The organism is Frondihabitans sp. VKM Ac-2883 (assembly GCF_015350875.1).
GTDB lineage: Bacteria > Actinomycetota > Actinomycetes > Actinomycetales > Microbacteriaceae > Frondihabitans.
Genome location: NZ_JADKSF010000001.1, coordinates 621,545 through 638,016 on the forward strand (window position 1 = coordinate 621,545; position 16,472 = coordinate 638,016).

The 16,472-nt window shown below is 64.8% G+C and carries 16 protein-coding genes; 9 read left to right on the forward strand and 7 right to left on the reverse strand.

The annotated features are described in order from the left end of the window. Positions 1–437 precede the first annotated feature (437 nt). On the reverse strand, positions 438–1,853 hold the full coding sequence (dnaA, locus tag ITJ49_RS03170) for a chromosomal replication initiator protein DnaA (protein WP_370544346.1): 1,416 nt from the start codon (positions 1,851–1,853) through the stop codon (positions 438–440). 381 nt (positions 1,854–2,234) lie between these two features. Here dnaA and rpmH point away from each other — a divergent pair, with 381 nt between their 5' ends. From rpmH to ITJ49_RS03215, 9 genes are all read left to right on the forward strand, one after another. Then, on the forward strand, positions 2,235–2,372 hold the full coding sequence (gene rpmH, locus ITJ49_RS03175) for a 50S ribosomal protein L34 (protein ID WP_043595303.1): 138 nt from the start codon (positions 2,235–2,237) through the stop codon (positions 2,370–2,372). Positions 2,373–2,415: 43 nt separating this feature from the next. Further along, a complete protein-coding gene (locus ITJ49_RS03180) occupies positions 2,416–2,784 on the forward strand; it encodes a ribonuclease P protein component (protein ID WP_194601205.1) in 369 nt (122 codons plus the stop codon). Next, positions 2,781–3,203 carry a membrane protein insertion efficiency factor YidD gene (gene yidD / locus ITJ49_RS03185; RefSeq protein ID WP_194601207.1) on the forward strand — a complete coding sequence of 141 codons (423 nt, stop codon included), beginning with the start codon at positions 2,781–2,783 and terminating at the stop codon, positions 3,201–3,203. Before ITJ49_RS03180 ends, yidD begins: the two co-directional genes overlap by 4 nt. Before the next feature lie 5 nt (positions 3,204–3,208). Continuing rightward, positions 3,209–4,192: a membrane protein insertase YidC gene (gene yidC, locus ITJ49_RS03190; RefSeq protein ID WP_194601210.1), complete on the forward strand. Its 984-nt coding sequence runs from the start codon at positions 3,209–3,211 to the stop codon at positions 4,190–4,192. Continuing rightward, positions 4,189–4,851 carry a R3H domain-containing nucleic acid-binding protein gene (locus ITJ49_RS03195; RefSeq protein WP_194601213.1) on the forward strand — a complete coding sequence of 221 codons (663 nt, stop codon included), beginning with the start codon at positions 4,189–4,191 and terminating at the stop codon, positions 4,849–4,851. Before yidC ends, ITJ49_RS03195 begins: the two co-directional genes overlap by 4 nt. Positions 4,852–4,906: 55 nt before the next feature. Continuing rightward, on the forward strand, positions 4,907–5,545 hold the full coding sequence (gene rsmG, locus ITJ49_RS03200; RefSeq protein WP_194601216.1) for a 16S rRNA (guanine(527)-N(7))-methyltransferase RsmG: 639 nt from the start codon (positions 4,907–4,909) through the stop codon (positions 5,543–5,545). An 81-nt stretch (positions 5,546–5,626) separates the two neighbouring features. Beyond that, positions 5,627–6,556, forward strand: coding sequence for a ParA family protein (locus ITJ49_RS03205; protein WP_370544347.1), 930 nt, complete (start codon positions 5,627–5,629; stop codon positions 6,554–6,556). Continuing rightward, positions 6,556–7,506 (forward strand): ParB/RepB/Spo0J family partition protein, encoded by a 951-nt coding sequence (locus ITJ49_RS03210; RefSeq protein WP_194601222.1) that lies wholly within the window; start codon positions 6,556–6,558, stop codon positions 7,504–7,506. The genes ITJ49_RS03205 and ITJ49_RS03210 overlap by 1 nt, the downstream gene beginning before the upstream one ends. Positions 7,507–7,567: 61 nt before the next feature. Next, positions 7,568–8,152: a GNAT family N-acetyltransferase gene (locus ITJ49_RS03215; RefSeq protein ID WP_194601225.1), complete on the forward strand. Its 585-nt coding sequence runs from the start codon at positions 7,568–7,570 to the stop codon at positions 8,150–8,152. 352 nt (positions 8,153–8,504) lie between these two features. Here the strand turns inward: ITJ49_RS03215 and ITJ49_RS03220 are convergent, their stop codons facing one another. The 6 genes from ITJ49_RS03220 to ITJ49_RS03245 form a co-directional block, all read right to left on the reverse strand. Continuing rightward, positions 8,505–9,479 (reverse strand): D-alanine--D-alanine ligase, encoded by a 975-nt coding sequence (locus ITJ49_RS03220; protein ID WP_194601226.1) that lies wholly within the window; start codon positions 9,477–9,479, stop codon positions 8,505–8,507. Positions 9,480–9,532: 53 nt separating this feature from the next. Beyond that, positions 9,533–10,837 (reverse strand): PLP-dependent aminotransferase family protein, encoded by a 1,305-nt coding sequence (locus ITJ49_RS03225; protein WP_194601228.1) that lies wholly within the window; start codon positions 10,835–10,837, stop codon positions 9,533–9,535. Positions 10,838–10,936: 99 nt separating this feature from the next. Further along, on the reverse strand, positions 10,937–11,263 hold the full coding sequence (gene trxA, locus ITJ49_RS03230) for a thioredoxin (RefSeq protein WP_055964244.1): 327 nt from the start codon (positions 11,261–11,263) through the stop codon (positions 10,937–10,939). Between the two features lie 59 nt (positions 11,264–11,322). Continuing rightward, the gene (gene trxB, locus ITJ49_RS03235) at positions 11,323–12,306 is read right to left on the reverse strand and encodes a thioredoxin-disulfide reductase (protein ID WP_194601230.1); all 984 of its coding nucleotides are present in this window, start codon (positions 12,304–12,306) and stop codon (positions 11,323–11,325) included. 171 nt (positions 12,307–12,477) lie between these two features. Beyond that, entirely contained in the window at positions 12,478–14,202 is a 1,725-nt protein-coding gene (gene murJ / locus ITJ49_RS03240) for a lipid II flippase MurJ (protein ID WP_194601232.1), read from the reverse strand. Further along, positions 14,199–16,430, reverse strand: coding sequence for a DUF6049 family protein (locus ITJ49_RS03245; protein WP_194601234.1), 2,232 nt, complete (start codon positions 16,428–16,430; stop codon positions 14,199–14,201). The genes murJ and ITJ49_RS03245 overlap by 4 nt, the downstream gene beginning before the upstream one ends. Positions 16,431–16,472: the final 42 nt, after the last annotated feature.

The following is a 16,472-nucleotide window of genomic DNA, read 5'->3' on the forward strand; positions in this document are numbered from 1 at the left end:
TGGGATCGAGGCCCCCGACCTGTGAGCGCGACCGACTGACAAATTCGTGTCATTCACACCCGAGGCGTCGGAGTGAACAATCCGTCCCCCGATTCTCCCCAAGTTTCCACAAGTTATCCACACTGGGGGAAACGCCCGAAACCATAGGGGCGCGTCAGTGGCGCGTGGAGGGGGCGTGGGGCCTCCAGGAGGAGGCGCTCAGGCAGGGGTTAACACTCGAGCGCGAGGCCGGGACGTCGGATCCTGGGGCTTCGACTCGAGCGTTTCAGTTCGGGGGCTTCGCCGAATTTGAAGGAGAAACTTCGGCCCGGCGACGGATTCATCGGGATCGGGCGGGGTCGAGGAACGGTTTTTCCTTCGAATTCGGGGCGGGGCGGGGCCGGGGCAGGGCTAGAGCGGGGCCGGGCTGGGCCAGGCGGCGCCGGGGCTAGGACGGGCTACTTGTAGCGGTGGTCCTGCTTGATGCGGCTGGTGAGCTCGGTGACCTGGTTGTAGATCGACCGGCGCTCCTTCATTAGCTCGGAGATCTTCTTGTTCGCGTACATGACCGTGGTGTGGTCGCGATTGCCGAACAGCTGCCCGATCTTGGGCAGAGAGAGGTTGGTGAGCTCACGGCAGAGGTACATGGCGATCTGTCGTGCGGTGGCGATCGCCTGAGAGCGCGACGACCCGTAGAGGTCGTCTACCGAGAGCTTGAAGTAGTCGGCCGTGTGATTGATGATGTCGACCGGCGCGATGACGTTGTCTTCGTCGAGGGTGATCAGGTCTTTGAGCACCGTCTGAACGAGAGCCATGTCGACGGCCGTGCGGTTGAGGCTGGCGAACGCGGTGACACGGATGAGGGTGCCCTCGAGCTCGCGGATGTTGCTCGACACCTTCGAGGCCATGTACTCGAGAATCTCGTCGCGCACCTGCAGCTTCTCGCTCTGCGCCTTCTTACGGAGGATCGCGATTCGAGTCTCGAGGTCGGGCGCCTGCACGTCGGTGATGAGACCCCACTCGAAGCGCGATCGCATTCGGTCTTCAAAGCCGGTGAGGTGCTTCGGTGGCAGGTCGGAGGTGATCACGAGCTGCTTGTCGTGGTCGTGCAGGGTGTTGAAGGTGTGGAAGAACGCTTCTTGCGTGGAGTCTTTGCCCTGCAAGAACTGGATGTCGTCGATCAGCAGGATGTCGATCTCGCGGTAGCGCTGTTGAAACTGGCTCGACCGGTTATTCGCGATCGAGTTGATGAAGTCGTTGGTGAACTCCTCGCTCGAGACGTACCGGACGCGGATGCCGGGGTACATGCTCTCGGCGTAGTGCCCGATGGCGTGGAGGAGGTGGGTCTTGCCGAGGCCGGATTCGCCGTAGATGAAGAGCGGGTTGTACGCCTTGGCCGGTGCCTCGCTGACCGCGACCGCGGCGGCATGGGCGAAACGGTTCGAGGCGCCAATCACGAAGTTGTCGAAGCTGTACTTCGGGTTCAGCCGCGAATCGGTGCGTTTGCCAGGGGAGGCCTTCTGGACCGGCGCCGGCACGAAGGGCGCTTCGACGTACTGGGCCGGCTCGGCGATCTCGTGCGGCTGGCTGAGCGTGTCGGGCGTGATGTCGGGGTTGACTGTGATGGCGAAGCTGGCGACCGGAGAGTCGTCGAGGGTCGCGATCGCGTCGAGGAGGGGCTCGCGAATCCGCTGCTCGAGCATTCCGCGCGTGAGTTCGTTTGGCACCTCGAGGTACAGGGTGTCGCCGAGCACGCCCTTCGGCTCGACCAGACTCATGAACCCGTGCAGCTGCGGTGTGATCCGGTCGTCGGTGGTCAGGCGCGCGAGAACCGTTCTCCAGAGGCCCTGAACCGGGTCGATGGTGCTGGTCACTGTGTTCTCGCTTCGTGTCTGGGGGTGACGGGGGCGTGGTCGCGCGGGTGGAGTTCTCCACAGGGTTTTCCACCGGTGGCAAAAAGACCCGAGGATCCGCGCCCACCGACTGCCACCCCTGATGTTCCGCGGCGGAATACGCATTTACAGAGCCCCCGCCGCTGCGGCTCCCCCACCTTAGTTCGACACGGCGGGCCGAACACAACCCAGGTTTTCCACACTGTGGATAATGAGTGTTTTGCTCGTCGTTTGACCACAGGGCCCCGCTCGCGTAGTTTTAACCAGTTGATTTCAGTCACTTTGGGCTGACAAGACTTCTCGGACTGCGGCACGTGTCTCCGGCGCGTTCAGCTCGGTCCCTTTCCTTCTGGAGACAAAACCATGAGCAAGCGCACCTTCCAGCCGAACAACCGTCGTCGTGCCAAGAAGCACGGCTTCCGTGCCCGCATGCGTACGCGTGCCGGTCGCGCCATCCTCGCCGCGCGTCGTGGCAAGGGCCGCACCGAGCTCAGCGCGTAGATCGACACGGTCAAATCGACCGGTCTAAGCCGGACGAGACCTCATGTTGGCTAAAGCCAATCGGATCGTCCGCGCTGACGACTACCGCAACACCGTGCGCCGTGGCCGCAAGTCGGCTACGGCGCACTGTGTCGTGTACCTGAGGGTGGCTTCCGCGGATCCTTCTCTTTCGGCGGCGTCGGCGCCTGGTCGCTTCGGCTTCATCGTCGCGAAGAACGTCGGCAACGCCGTGGTGCGCAACACCGTGCGGCGACGTCTTAAAGGAGTCGCCCACACGCTGCTCGGTGACGACGATTTCCCCCTCGAGCGAACGGACATCGTGATCCGCGCACTGCCAGGGTCGGATGCAGTTCAGTGGTCTACCCTGCTCGAAGAGATCACCGGAGCGGTGAACAAGGGTGTGAGAGCGTGAAGATCGTCCGATTCGTGGCACTTCTCCCGCGCAACGTGTGCGTGGCGCTTCTTCGTGCCTACCGCGCGGTCATCTCGCCGCTTTACGGCGATGTCTGCCGCTACTACCCCTCGTGCTCGACCTACACGCTCCAGGCGATCCAGAGTCACGGAGCCCTCAAGGGGATCGCCCTGGGTTCCTGGCGAATCGCGCGATGTAATCCGTGGGCGGCAGGCGGGATCGACGATGTTCCCGACCGTCACATGGCTCATGGGCACGAAATCGTCGTCTTGACCAGCGGTTTCGTTGTAGCTGCTGACAAAGAGTCGTCCTCTGGTGCGACCAGCCCGCTCCCCCTTAGTCCCCGGCTGCGCTTCGGCAGCGAAAGGCTGCACTTGCGCAGCGAACGGCTGCACCTCAGCAGCGACAGAAAGGCCTGACCCGCATGCTCGACTTCATAGGCACGATCCTCTGGCCGATCCGCTGGGTCGTCGAGGCGATCCTCGTCGGATGGCACTACGTGCTCACCTCCGTCGGCCTCGACGCCGACGCCGGCGTGACCTGGGTGCTGTCGATCGTGCTGCTCACGATCGTCGTACGCGTCTGCCTCATCCCCATCTTCGTGCGGCAGATCAAGAATCAGCGCCGAATGATGGAGGTAGCGCCCCAGCTCAAGAAGATCCAAGACAAGTACAAGGGCAAGAAAGACCAGTTCTCCCGCGAAGCCATGTCTCGCGAGACGATGGCTCTGTACAAGGAGACGGGCACCAACCCCCTCTCGTCATGCCTTCCGCTGCTGATTCAGATGCCCGTGTTCTTCAGCCTCTACACGGTGCTCCACAATGCTCAACTCGACAAGGTCGGCATCGGCCTCCTCAACCGCGATCTCAGCAACGCGTTCGCGACGTCCACCCTGTTCGGTGCTCCCCTCAAAGAGACCTTCACCAACTCCGACGTCATCTCGGTCAAGATCATCGCCGGCGCGATGATCGTGCTCATGACGGCCTCGCAGTTCTTCACGCAGCTGCAGCTCACGACGAAGAACATGTCGCCCGAGACCAAGGCGAGCCCCATGTACAAGCAGCAGAAGATGCTCCTGTACGTGCTCCCGCTGGTCTTCCTCTTCTCCGGTCTCTCGTTCCCGCTCGGCGTCATGTTCTACTGGCTGACCTCCAACTTCTGGACGATGGGCCAGCAGTACGTCGTCATCCGCAACAGCCCGACGCCTGGCTCCGACGCCGCTCTTGCGCGTGAGGCCCGGCTTGCCAAGAGGCAGCAGGACCGCGAGGCGCGGGGCAAGGGAAACCCCCTCAAGTCGCTCACCGAGATAACGGTGACTGAGATCGAGACCCCCAAGCGAGTGACCACCCAGCGCAGCCAGCCCGTAGGCAAGGCGCGCTCCAAGAAGCAGAACGGCCAAGCACGATGACTTCCGCTCCCCTCCCCGCTGACAAGTCCGCCGAAGACCGCCTCGCCGCGGCATCTCAGACCACCGACGAGGCGATTGCTTCGAATGGGGCGCTCGAAGCCTCGACTGTTGTGTCGGACTCCGCACGATCGACCGACGACGAGTCGGGTGCTTCCGAGGGCCAGAGTGACGTGCGCGACGACGATGGTGTCGACGCGGGTGACGATGCAGGGCCTGACGAGGGCGACATCGCTGCCGACTACATCGAAGAGCTGCTCGACATCCTTGATCTCGATGGCGACATCGACATCGAGACGCGGGGCGGACGCTCCTACATCTCTGTCGACTCATCGGGTGAGAACGACCTCCGCGTTCTGTCCAAGCCGGACACGGTCACAGCCCTTCAGGAGTTGACCCGTATTGCCGTCCAGGCGAAGACCGGCGAGTTCTCCCGCTTGATCCTCGACGTCGGCGGCTCTCGCGCGACACGTGAACAGGAGCTCGCCGCCCTTGTGGAGCGAGCTGCTGAACGCCTCGAAGAGGGAGCCACGTCGGCGTCCCTGCCTCCCATGTCGTCGTACGAGCGCAAGCTCGTCCACGACATCGTGGCCGCGCGTGGTTTCACCTCGGAGTCCGAGGGCGAAGGCCGCGACCGGCACACTGTCGTGACCCGCCCGTGATCGTAGCTTCCACGTTGGTGAGTGTCACCTCCGCTCGTATGTTCCACGTGAAACGATGACCGCCGTCCTTCCCGATCTTGAGCCCGAGCCGGCATTCGCGGCTGATCTCTTCGGCGACCGCATTGACGTCGTTCGGCAATTCACTGCAGATCTCGCTCAGTATGGCGAGGAGCTAGGGCTCATCGGGCCCCTGGAGCTCCCTCGGCTGTGGACTCGCCACGTGATCAACAGTGGACTCTTGGCGCCCCTTCTCGTCGCCGGGCGAGTGGGAGATATTGGCTCCGGGGCAGGCCTGCCGGGTCTCGTTTTGGCCGCGGCGCGACCTGAGTCGACCTTGATACTTATCGAACCGATGGAGCGCCGCACGGATTGGCTGCGCGCTGAAGCGGATCGCCTCGGGCTCACGAATGTTGAAGTTGTTCGTGCTCGCGCCGAAGAGGCGGAGATCTCTCCGTGGCTCGATCAGGCAACTGCCCGTGCCGTCAGTGCCCTTTCGAAGCTCATCCCGCTCACTGTTCCGCTAGTCAAGACGGGCGGTCAGTTGCTCTTCCTCAAGGGGGCTCGAGTGGCTGACGAAGTGACAGCAGCGCGCAAAGTAATCGCCAAGAACCACCTCAGTGACGTCGAGGTACTGGAGCTTGGGGTCGGTGTACTCGACGAAACCACGAGAGTCTTTCGGGCTACAGTTGACTGACTTGCGGTAACGAGCTGGCCGTTTTCACGCCACTCTCAATGACCGTTTCACGTGAAACACAGCGATTCGGAGACGCATCCGGTGACTACTGCCTCCACCCCTTCTGAGCCCCAAGGGCCGGTCGCTTTTGACGCCACCACTCCCCTGGCTCGTGAGTTGGCCGACTTGTCGCGACGCCGTGAGGCCCTTCGGGCGGATCACCTCCCCCGGCCTGAGCGTACGCGTGTGGTGACGATCTCGAATCAAAAGGGTGGCGTCGGTAAGACGACATCAACCGTGAACTTGGCTGCGGGTCTCGCGCGAGGAGGAGCTCGAGTCCTTGTGATCGACCTTGATCCGCAGGGCAACGCTTCCACTGCGCTGGGCGTAGAGCATCGCGCTGAGACCGCGAGCGTCTACGACGTCGTGGTCGGTGAATCCGCCATCGCCGATGTGATTCAAAAGAGCCCCGAGTTCGATCTTCTTTTCTGTGTGCCCTCCACGATTCACCTCGCCGGAGCGGAGATCGAACTTGTTTCACTCGTGGCCCGTGAGCAGCGACTTCGCACGGCTCTGGATGCCTTTCTGACGGCCACCGAGGAGGCCGGGGAACGTTTCGACTACGTGTTCATCGACTGCCCGCCGTCCCTTGGTCTCTTGACGATCAACGCCTTTGTTGCCGCTCAAGAAGTTCTGATCCCCATCCAGTGCGAGTACTACGCCCTCGAGGGCTTGAGCCAACTGCTCCGCAACATCCAGCTCATCGAGAAGCACCTGAACCCGGCGCTCACAGTCTCGAGCATCCTGCTGACCATGTACGACGGTCGGACTAATCTGTCGCAGCAGGTCGCTGCCGATGTGCGCGAGCACTTCCCGAAGGAGGTGTTGAAGACCATGATTCCGAGGTCTGTACGCATCTCTGAGGCACCGGGATACGGCCAGACAGTGATCAGCTACGACACCAACTCCCCCGGCTCGCTCTCGTATCTCGAAGCCGCCGCTGAAATCGCACACCGAGGAGCACCCGCCTGATGGCAACAAAGAGAACTGGGCTCGGCCGCGGAATCGGCGCCCTCATTCCCGTTACCGACGAGACTCAGGGTCGCCCCGTCGATGTGTTCTTTCCGACGCGCGAGCAGACGGCGGAAGAGCTGGTGGCTGTTCCCGGGGCCCGTCTTGCCAACCTCAACCCGCTCGACATCGTGCCGAACGCGCAGCAGCCCCGGACTGAGTTTCGCGACGAAGAACTGCGCGAACTCGTGGCGTCGATCCGCGAAGTCGGCGTTCTCCAGCCAATCGTGGTTCGAGCCATCAAGGATCCGACACAGGGTTCTGCCCCCTATGAGCTCGTTATGGGTGAGCGGCGCCTGCGGGCCACCAAGGAGCTCGGCCTTGCGACGATTCCGGCGATCGTCAAAGACACGGCCGACGACGCGATGCTCCGTGATGCACTTCTGGAGAACCTGCACCGTGCACAGCTGAACCCCCTGGAAGAAGCTTCCGCGTACCAGCAACTTCTGGCTGACTTCGGGATCACCCAGGAGGAACTGGCTGGCCGCATCGGCCGAAGTCGACCGCAGATCACCAACACCATTCGCTTGCTTCGACTCCCCTCCCCCGTGCAGCGCCGGGTGGCGTCGGGTGTTCTCTCGGCCGGTCACGCTCGCGCAATCCTCTCAGTCGGTGATGCTGCCGGCATGGAGCGGCTGGCCGACAAGATCGTCAACGAAGATCTCTCCGTTCGAGCGGCAGAGGCGGCCGCAGCCGGAATCTCGACGAAGCCGAAGAAGGCAAGTTCGACGTCGGGGGCAACGCAGGGTCATCTGAATGAGGTCGCCGATCGACTCGGCGACCGACTCGACACAAGAGTGAAGGTGACTCTCGGTGCTCGAAAGGGTTCGATCACGATCGACTTCGCTTCGGTGGGAGATCTTAACCGGATTCTGAGTGAAATCGGGCAAGACCCCTTTGGTGTGGTTTAGTCAAGGTGTCGTTGATCAGGGGATTTACCGGCATCGTAGCCCTGCGTCGATCTGAGGGTCGATGACTCAGACCGAGACCGTGCTTTTCGGCTCCTGCCGGCACGACGAGCTCGTCGAAAGCGGCTTTCTGCCCGTGGGCGAGTCATGGGGTGCGCGACTCGAGGTGAGCCCGTCGGTCTTGTCGCTTTGCAGACAGATTGTGTTTGGAGCCGAGGCCAGCGGCTTCGAGTGTGGAGAGCTCGGGCGGTCTGATCTCAGGGATGTAGTTCATCTCGAGTCACTCGTTGCGGGCGACTACCCGAGTACTCCCGCAACAGTTCACGAGGTACCGAGTCTGCGAGAACTGGAGGCGCTGAGCGATCGGGGTGTGCGATCCTTCGGACTTCGCCACGAGGGATCCTTGGTGGCCGTCACACTGGTCGGCTTGGCTGCAGATCGAGCGGAGACCGAATTCACGTCGGTGCACCCCGAGTACCGGCGGCAAGGTCTATCCAAGGCCGTGAAGGCGTCGTCGATCTTGGCCTTGGCGCTCGAGGGTGTGGCGCTCTTTGGAACCGGGGGCGCAGCGGTGAACGAGGCCAGCATCCGGATGAACGAGTCCTTGGGCTACTGCATCACGGAGCCTTGGGTGAGCCTCGAGCGCTAGGCGCGGCAGTGTTTCACGTGAAACAACTGCAGGGCAGTGAGGCAGGCGGGCGGCGGTGCCAGCGTCAAACATCGACACCGGCCCGGACCCTCGGTAGCGGCAGAGACCCGCTAGATCGGCAGAGACCCGCTCGATCGGCGCAGACCCGCAACGTCGGCGCAGACCCGCAAAGGCGGCATAAACGCCGAGCCTAGGGCAGGTGTTTAGGCCGATCGTGTGGGTTTGAGCCGAGTGAGCGGGTTCAGGCCAGACGCGCGCGTTCAGATCGGAGGCGCGAACCCAACGTCGACACAGAAGGCTGGGCCGCTACCGGCACCAGCACCAGGACCAGCACCAGCCACAACGCCGAGCCTCAGGCGCTGTGGTCGGCGATCGCCTTCTGCGCGAGCTCGGCGTAGACCCACCCGAGGTCGTAGCCGGCCGCCTCGAGGGCCTGCGGCACCAGCGACGTCTCGGTGAGCCCGGGCAGCACGTTGACCTCGAGGAACCACGGCGTGCCGGCCGCGTCGACGATGATGTCGACGCGTGACAGGTGGCGAAGCCCGAGGGCCTCGTGTGCGGCCACCGCAGCAGCTGCGGCAGCCTCGGCAACCGGCGACGACAGGCGGGCGGGCGTGAAGAAGCGGGTCTCTCCCGCGTTGTACCGCGCCTCAAAGCCGTAGAACCCCGACGTCGGCACGATCTCGACGGCCGGCAGGGCTACGGGGCCATCGCCCGTGTCGATCACTCCGATGGCGATCTCGGTGCCGACGATCTTCTGCTCGACGATGACGTCTTCGCAGTACGTGTAGGCATCGACCATGGCGCGGGGTAGACCAGCGGCGGTGTCGACGACCGTGACGCCCTGCGCGGATCCGCCGCGGGCTGGCTTCACGACGACGGGAACAGGGTGTTCCTCGGCGATCGCCTCGAGCACACCGGCGGCGCCGAGCTCGCGGAACGAGTCGTGCGACAGGGTGATACTACGGGGCGTGTGAATGCCGGCGCGGGCGACGAGGGCCTTGGCTGTCGGCTTGTCCCAGGCCAGGCGAGCTGCGGTCGCGCGAGACCCGACGAACGGGATGTCGACCGCATCAAGCAGGCCGCGCAGTGCACCGTCTTCACCACTCGCCCCGTGGAGGACCGGCCACACCACGTCAGGGCGGGTCGTCCGGAGGTGCTCGAGCAACGAGGCATCGGGGTCACGCAGCTCGACCTTCACCCCGTGCGACACCAGGCTGTCGGCAACACGCCGACCGGAGCGGAGCGAGACGTCGCGTTCGTGGCTGATTCCGCCCGCCAGGACGGTCACGGTGCGGAGTGAGGCGGGGACGAGGGGCGTGGTCATGAGAGTGGCGCCTTCATTTCGGTGCGTGGGGCTGGATCCTGCTTTTTTGCTGGTCAGAGGGTGTTCGGCGGCGGGTTGCCGACGCTCTGACGCGTAGGAGTCTGCGTGGTCATCGACGCACCCGAGAAAGTGCGCAGCAAGTCGAGCTCGCCGTTGATGACGGTGGCGAGTCGAGAGACTCCGAGGCGGATCGACTCGGGCGTCGGGTAGCAGAACGAGAGACGGATGTTGTTGCGACCCTGACCATCGGAGAAGAACGCCGTGCCGGGCGTGTACGCGACCAGCTCTTTCACCGCGCGCGGCAGCATGGCCTTCGCGTCGAGCTCATGGGGCAGGGTGACCCAGACGAAGAAGCCGCCGTCGGGCTTGGTCCACGAGAGGCTGGGCAGGTACTCCCCCAGCGCCGAGAGCATCGCGTCGCGCCGCTCGGCGTAGATGCCGCGGAAGGTGTCGATCTGGCCCTTCCAGTCGGTCTGGTCGAGATACTCGGTGATGACGAACTGACCGAACGACGACGGCGAGAGCGTGGCCGACTCGTTGGCGAGAATCAGCTTCTCGCGGATGGCGTGGGGGGCGAGCGCCCAGCCGACCCGAAAACCCGGCGCGAGCGTCTTCGAGAACGAGCCGAGGTAAATGACTCCCTCGTCGTCGACCGAGCGTATCGCCTGGGGCGCCGGCTGGTCGAAGTAGAGCAGACCGTACGGGTTGTCTTCGAGCACGAGGATGCCGTGCGACCGGCAGATGTCGAGGATCTCGAGGCGACGAGCCCAGGTCAGAGTGACGCCCGCGGGGTTGTGGAAGTTGGGGATCGTGTACAGGAACTTGATCGGCTTGCCCGCGGCTTCGAGGGCGGTGATCGTCTGGCGAAGAGCCTCAGGATCCAGCCCCTCGTCGTCCATCTCGACGTGTACGACGTCCGCTTGATAGGCGCGGAACACGCCCAGCGCACCGACGTAGCTCGGAGACTCGGCCAGCACCACGTCACCGGGGTTGATGAACAGGCGCGTGACGAGGTCGAGGGCCTGCTGCGAGCCGGTGGTGACGACGACGTTGTCGGCACTCCCCCGGATGCCCTCCATGGCCATGATCTCCATGATGTGCTCGCGGATCGCCGGGGTGCCCTGGCCGGAGCCGTACTGCAGGGCCATTGCGCCGTTGTCGCGCATGACCTTCTCGATCGAACCCATCACCATCTCTTTGGGCAGAGCTGAGACGAAGGGCATTCCGCCGGCCAGGGAGACGACCTCAGGGCGGGAGGCGACGGCGAACAGGGCCCGGACCTCAGAGGCGCTGAGGCCTGCGGTGCGGTCGGCGTAGCTGTCGTACCACGGATCGAGGTTGGTGCCCTGGTTGGTCATGCGATGCCCTGTCTGTGTGAGGGGTTTCGGTCAAGGTTAGTGAGTTAACAAAAGAAAGCCCGCCCAGCGTGGTTGCTGGGCGGGCTTTCTAACGGTTGTCTACGCCAAGAAGTCCGCCAGGTCGGCCTCGAGGGCCGGCTTGGGCTTGGCGCCGATGACGGTCTTGACGACCTCGCCACCGCGGTACACCTTCATCGCGGGGATGGAGGTGATCTGGTACTTCATCGCGGTCTGCGGGTTGTCGTCGACGTTGAGCTTGACGATCTTGATCTTGTCGGAGTGCTCCGACGCGATCTGGTCGAGGATCGGCGAGACGGCGCGGCACGGGCCACACCACTCGGCCCAGAAGTCGACGAGGATCGTCTCGTCGGAGTTGAGGACTTCGGCCTCGAAGTTGGCGTCGGTGACTGCTGTTGCGGTGCTCATAGTGTTCCCCTTTCGTGGAGAGTCAAAGATGGTGAAGCGAGAGGGTCAGGCGGCCTGAATTAGGCGCTGACGGTGACGGGCTCGGCGGGCTGCTCACCCAGGGCCTGGGCCACGAGCTGCTGGTCGAGACCGGCGAGGTAGTGCTCGACGTCGAGGGCGGCGACGGTACCCGAGCCGGCGGCGGTGATCGCCTGACGGTAGGTGATGTCGATCACGTCGCCCGCGGCGAAGACGCCGGGGAGGTTGGTCTTCGACGAGCGACCCTGGACCGCGATCGTGCCATCTTCGGTGAGGTCGAGCTGACCGTGCACGAGGTGCGTGCGCGGGTCGTTACCGATCGCGATGAAGAGGCCCTCGAGGTCGAGGTGCGACTCGGTGCCGTCGACGGTGTCGGTCAGCGTGACGCCAGCCGCCTTCTCGTCGCCCGTGATCGCCGTGACCGTCTTGTTCCAGAGTAACTCGATCTTCTCGTTGGCGAACGCGCGATCTTGCATGATCTTGGAGGCACGGAGGGTGTCGCCGCGGTGGATGACGTAGACCTTGGTCGCGAAGCGCGTGAGGAACGTCGCCTCCTCCATAGCCGAGTCGCCGCCGCCGACGACCGCGATCTCTTTCTGCTTGAAGAAGAAGCCGTCGCAGGTGGCGCACCACGAGACACCGCGGCCCGACAGACGCTCTTCGTCGGAGAGACCGAGCTTGCGGTAGGCCGACCCGGTCGCGTAGATGACGGTGAGCGCCTCTTCGACGGCTCCCGAGCCCAGCGTGACCTTCTTGACGTCACCGGACAGGTCGACGCTGACGACGTCGTCGAGCAGAACCTCGGCGCCGAACTTCTCCGCCTGCTCCTGCATCTTGAACATGAGCTCGGGGCCCTGCAGACCGTCGGGGAAACCGGGGAAGTTCTCGATCTCGGTGGTCTTCATGAGCTCACCACCCGCCTCGACGGAGCTGGCGACCACGAGGGGCGCGAGACCGGCTCGACCGGCGTAGATCGCAGCGGTGTAACCGGCTGGGCCGGAACCGATGATGATGACCTGGCGCATTCGGAACCTTTCGATTGGGTGGCAGATCGAATTCGTCGATCGCCTGTGCGGTAAAACCCATCCTAACTTCCGGTTATTCCGCGCGTCCGCGTGCTCACAGGCGGCATCAAGACAGAACGAAGGCGGGCAGGATCCGGGGTACGTCGTGGGTGATCGGGGCCTCGATTCCCGTCAGCGCCGGACGAGCCTCTGCACCCGCCGGAACACGGGCTTCGTCATGGCCGATAGCTCGGGGATCCGCGCTCCCGTGAGCAACAGGAAGTAGACGAGCGCCATGATGACTCCGGCGACGAGCATCGTCACCAGCGCGCGGAATGCCGTTGATTGACCGAACCCATTGGCGTCGTAACCCCCCATACCGGATACGACAGCAAAGCCGATCGCCCCGGCCACGAGCGAGAACAGCAGGTACTGGACGTGCCGGCGCAGCACCCAGCGGCCGTCCATCCCGCCGAGCTTGCGGCTGACTAGACGGAGCGCCACGATCGTCTGCGCGCTGCCCGCGATGGAGGTGGCGACGGCGATCGCGACGGCGATCCGGTCGGCCGGCACGGTGATCGAGCAGACCAAGACGATCGCGACGAAGACGCCCGACTGGATCAGCTGTAGAAAGAAGACGGTGCGCTGATCGTGGAACGCGAAGAAGACGCGCTGCACCAGGAACAGCATGCTGAACAGGATGAGCCCCGGCATGAACGCCAGGATCACGTGGGCCATCGACTCAACGTTCGCGAATTTCTCTTCGTAGAAGCGGGCGAAGGGATAGGCGACGACCGAGATCGCGATGGTGGCGAACACGATGAACAGACCGATGGAGCGCATCGAATCGGAGAGGTTGTTTCGGACGGCCCGACGGTCGCCGCGATCGGCGTGCTTCGTCATGCTCGTGAAGTAGGCCGTGGCGATCGACACGGTGACGATGCCGTGCGGCAGGAAGAAGATCAGCCACGATGCCGCGAGGGTCGCGTTGGACGCGCCGACGTCGGTGCCGAGCGACGCGACGCGACTCTGGATGATGCCGGCGAGCTGGGTGACCAGGATCAACGCGAACATCCAGCCGGCTGCCCGTCCGGTGTCGCGGAGGCCCACCCCGCGCCAGTGGAAGTCGGGCGAGAAGGTCAGACCGGCCTTCTTCCAGAAGAAGAGGAGGAACCCCGCCTGAGCCGCGACGCCGAGGGTGGCCGTGCCGGCCAGCACGACCGTCTTGGCAACCGTCCAGTCGTCGACGAGGGTGTTGCGCGATCCGAACAGCACGATGAAGACGACGAGCCCGAGGATCGCGACGACGTTGTTGACCACGGGAGCCCAGGTGAAGGGGCCGAAGACCTGACGGGCGTTGAGGATCTCGCTGAGCAGCGAGAAGACCGCGTAGAAGAGGATCTGCGGCAGACACCAGTAGGCGAAGGCCGTGGCCAGGACGATGCCGCGCTCGGTGAAGCCCGCTCCCCCGTCGGCCCCTCTCGACGAGGCGTAGAGGTTCACTAAGAAGGGCGCGGCCAGGGTGGCTGTTAGCGCGACGGCGACGAAGGCGGCGAGACCGAGCGTGACGATCTTGTTGATGTACGTCTGACCGCCGTCGGCGCCCTTGCTGGCACGCACGATCTGCGGGATCAGCACCGCGCTCAGCAGGCCGCCCGCGACCAGCGCGTAGATGGTGTTCGGCAGCTGGTTCGAGAGCGCGAAGGCGTCGGCGACGCTGCTGCCGGTCTGACCGATCGCAAAGGCGAGCACGGCGGTCTTGGCGAAGCCGAGCACGCGAGAAATGATCGTGCCCGACGCGAGCAGCGCGCTCGCGCTGCCGAGGCTGCGCGGAGCGGGCGTGCGGACGACGGGGATGACGCCGGTCGAGGGGTCAGGATCCGACGCGGACGCGCTGGTGGGATCGATGGCGGTCACTCGTCGGTCACTTTCGCCGTGGGATCCTTCGTGTCTGATTGTGCGGGCGCCTCGGCGGCGCCGGCGGTCGCGCCGCGCCCGCGGCGACGCCGGCGGATGTTGCGGTAGATGCCGCCGCCGAACAGGGCGATGACGGCGGCTGCAAAGACGAGGGTGATCAGGGTCTCCCAGCCGGCGCGCACGTTGATCTCGACCTGCGAGGGCGTGGAGATGGTGGTTCCGTCGCTGCTCGACAGCGTGAGCGTGAGAGTGACCTTGCCGTTCGCGACCGACTGCACCGGCACGGTCACGCTCGTGCGCGACTTGGCCTGGATGGTTACGGCGACGTCGTTCTTCTCGACGTTGAGGTAGCCGTTCGAGGGGACGACGCGAAGCTTCACGACCGCTGCCGAGTCGGTGTCGTTCTGCAATGAGATCGGGAGCGACGACCGGTCGCCGAGCACGTTGATGGGGCTGCCGTCGACGACCGAGATCTGGCGGGTGATCGCGTCGGCCCGGGTGACGGCCTTGGTGATCTCGGTCTTCAGGCCGCTGATGTTGCCACTCCACGCGTTCGACGACAGCGCGAGCATGCGCAGGCGCTCTTTCGCGGTCACGACGGCGGGCTCTTTCAGAGCGGAGGCGAATTCGGCGACGTCTCTGTTGGCCTCGATGAGAGGACGGAGGGCGTCGACCCGGGCCTTGGCGGCCGACTTCGACTGGAGCGACGCGCTGGAGGACGTCACGCTCAGGGCTCGGGTCAGCGTGTTCGGCTTCGTCCAGGTCAGCTTCGACAGCGCGCGGAGCGTCGACTCGAGGCGGGAGCCGGTCGTGGCCCAGTCGCGACCGACCGTCGCGAAGAGCGAGCGGGCGTCGCTCGGGCGCTCGTGCGTGAGGGTGGCGAGCTCGGCCGACAGCTCGGCGATGTCACCGCGCCACTCCGGGGTCGTCTCGGCCGAGACGGCGTCTCGCAGGAGTCCCGAGAGGGTGGAGTCGGAGACGAGCGCCCCGCGCCCGCCGATCGTCGTCGCCGCGTTCTCGGTCGCAGTGCCACGCGACTTGACGTTCGTGCTGGAGAGGATCGTCGTCGAGTAGCCGCTGGAGGAGAAGACGGGGAGGTCGTCGGATGCGACAGTGCCCTCGATCGGCCACGCGACGCCGTCTTGGGTGTAGTCGAAGGCGAGGAGTGAGTCGGTAGTGGGCACCTCGGAGGTCGGCGGGATCGTGGTCGCGGTGGGGTCGGGAGTCGCGGTGCTGCCGGTGCCGGTGGAGTCGGGGGCGGTTGTGCCGGATCCTGAGGTCGCTGTGGCGGAGGGAGTGTCGGACGCCGGGCTCGCCGACTGCTCGGAGGTATAGGAGTCGGGCTCGCTCTTCTGCTGCGCAGCGATCTCGGCGTCGAAGTCGATGGGAGTGGCGAGGGTGGTGGCTCCGGCCTGGCGCGTGCCCGAGATGTCGGAGTCGGCGTAGGCGAGGGCGAACGTCTGGTTGGGAGAGGTCTCGAGCCGATGCAGCCACTCGACGGCCGACGGCGGAGCGACGTTGCCGAGGATTCGGATGGAGGCGAGGATCATCGGGTCGATGCCGAGGGCCACCGTGCGGCCGCGAACGGCATCGAGCTCTTGCGTCAGGATGCCGTTGCGCGAGGTGTACGACGCCAGGGCCTCGGCGGAGATGAGCCCGCTGGTCGACTCGGGCACCGTGATCGGCACGGCGATCGCCAGGCCCGTCGGCTCGAAGCTGTCGTTCGGGTAGTAGACGACGCTGGAGTGCGCCTCGGTGATGTCGATGCCGTCGGCGCTGTACCGCGCACCGAAGGCCTTCGCGCCCCAGTCGGATCCGGCGAACGAGAGCGTTGACTCGGGGATCGTGACAGGAATCGAGGCGCTGGTGCTGCCGGCCGCGAGAGCGGGAACGGTGACGGTCGTCATGAACGAGCCGAGGGCATCGGTCACGTCAGAGGGCGAGCGGTCGAACCACGACTCGATCTGATCGCGGCTGGCAAAGGTCGCCCGGTCGAGATAGAGACGAACTGCCCCCTCGCCCAGATCGTCGTCGGTGCCGTTGGTCACGGTGATCGTTGCCTTGAGGTCATCGCCCTCTTCGATCACGCCGCTGGCCGCGGGCGCGACCGACACCGTGACGTCGTCGCCGGTTGCCGCGTCGGCAGGGCTCGACGACATGCCCGGCAGACCGGCCACGAGGGCGACGGCGGCCAGGAATGTGACGGCGGCGGCGGCAATTTTTCTCATAGATAAGGAGTGCGCCCTGCGAGCGGTGGATCTCGTGCGGGC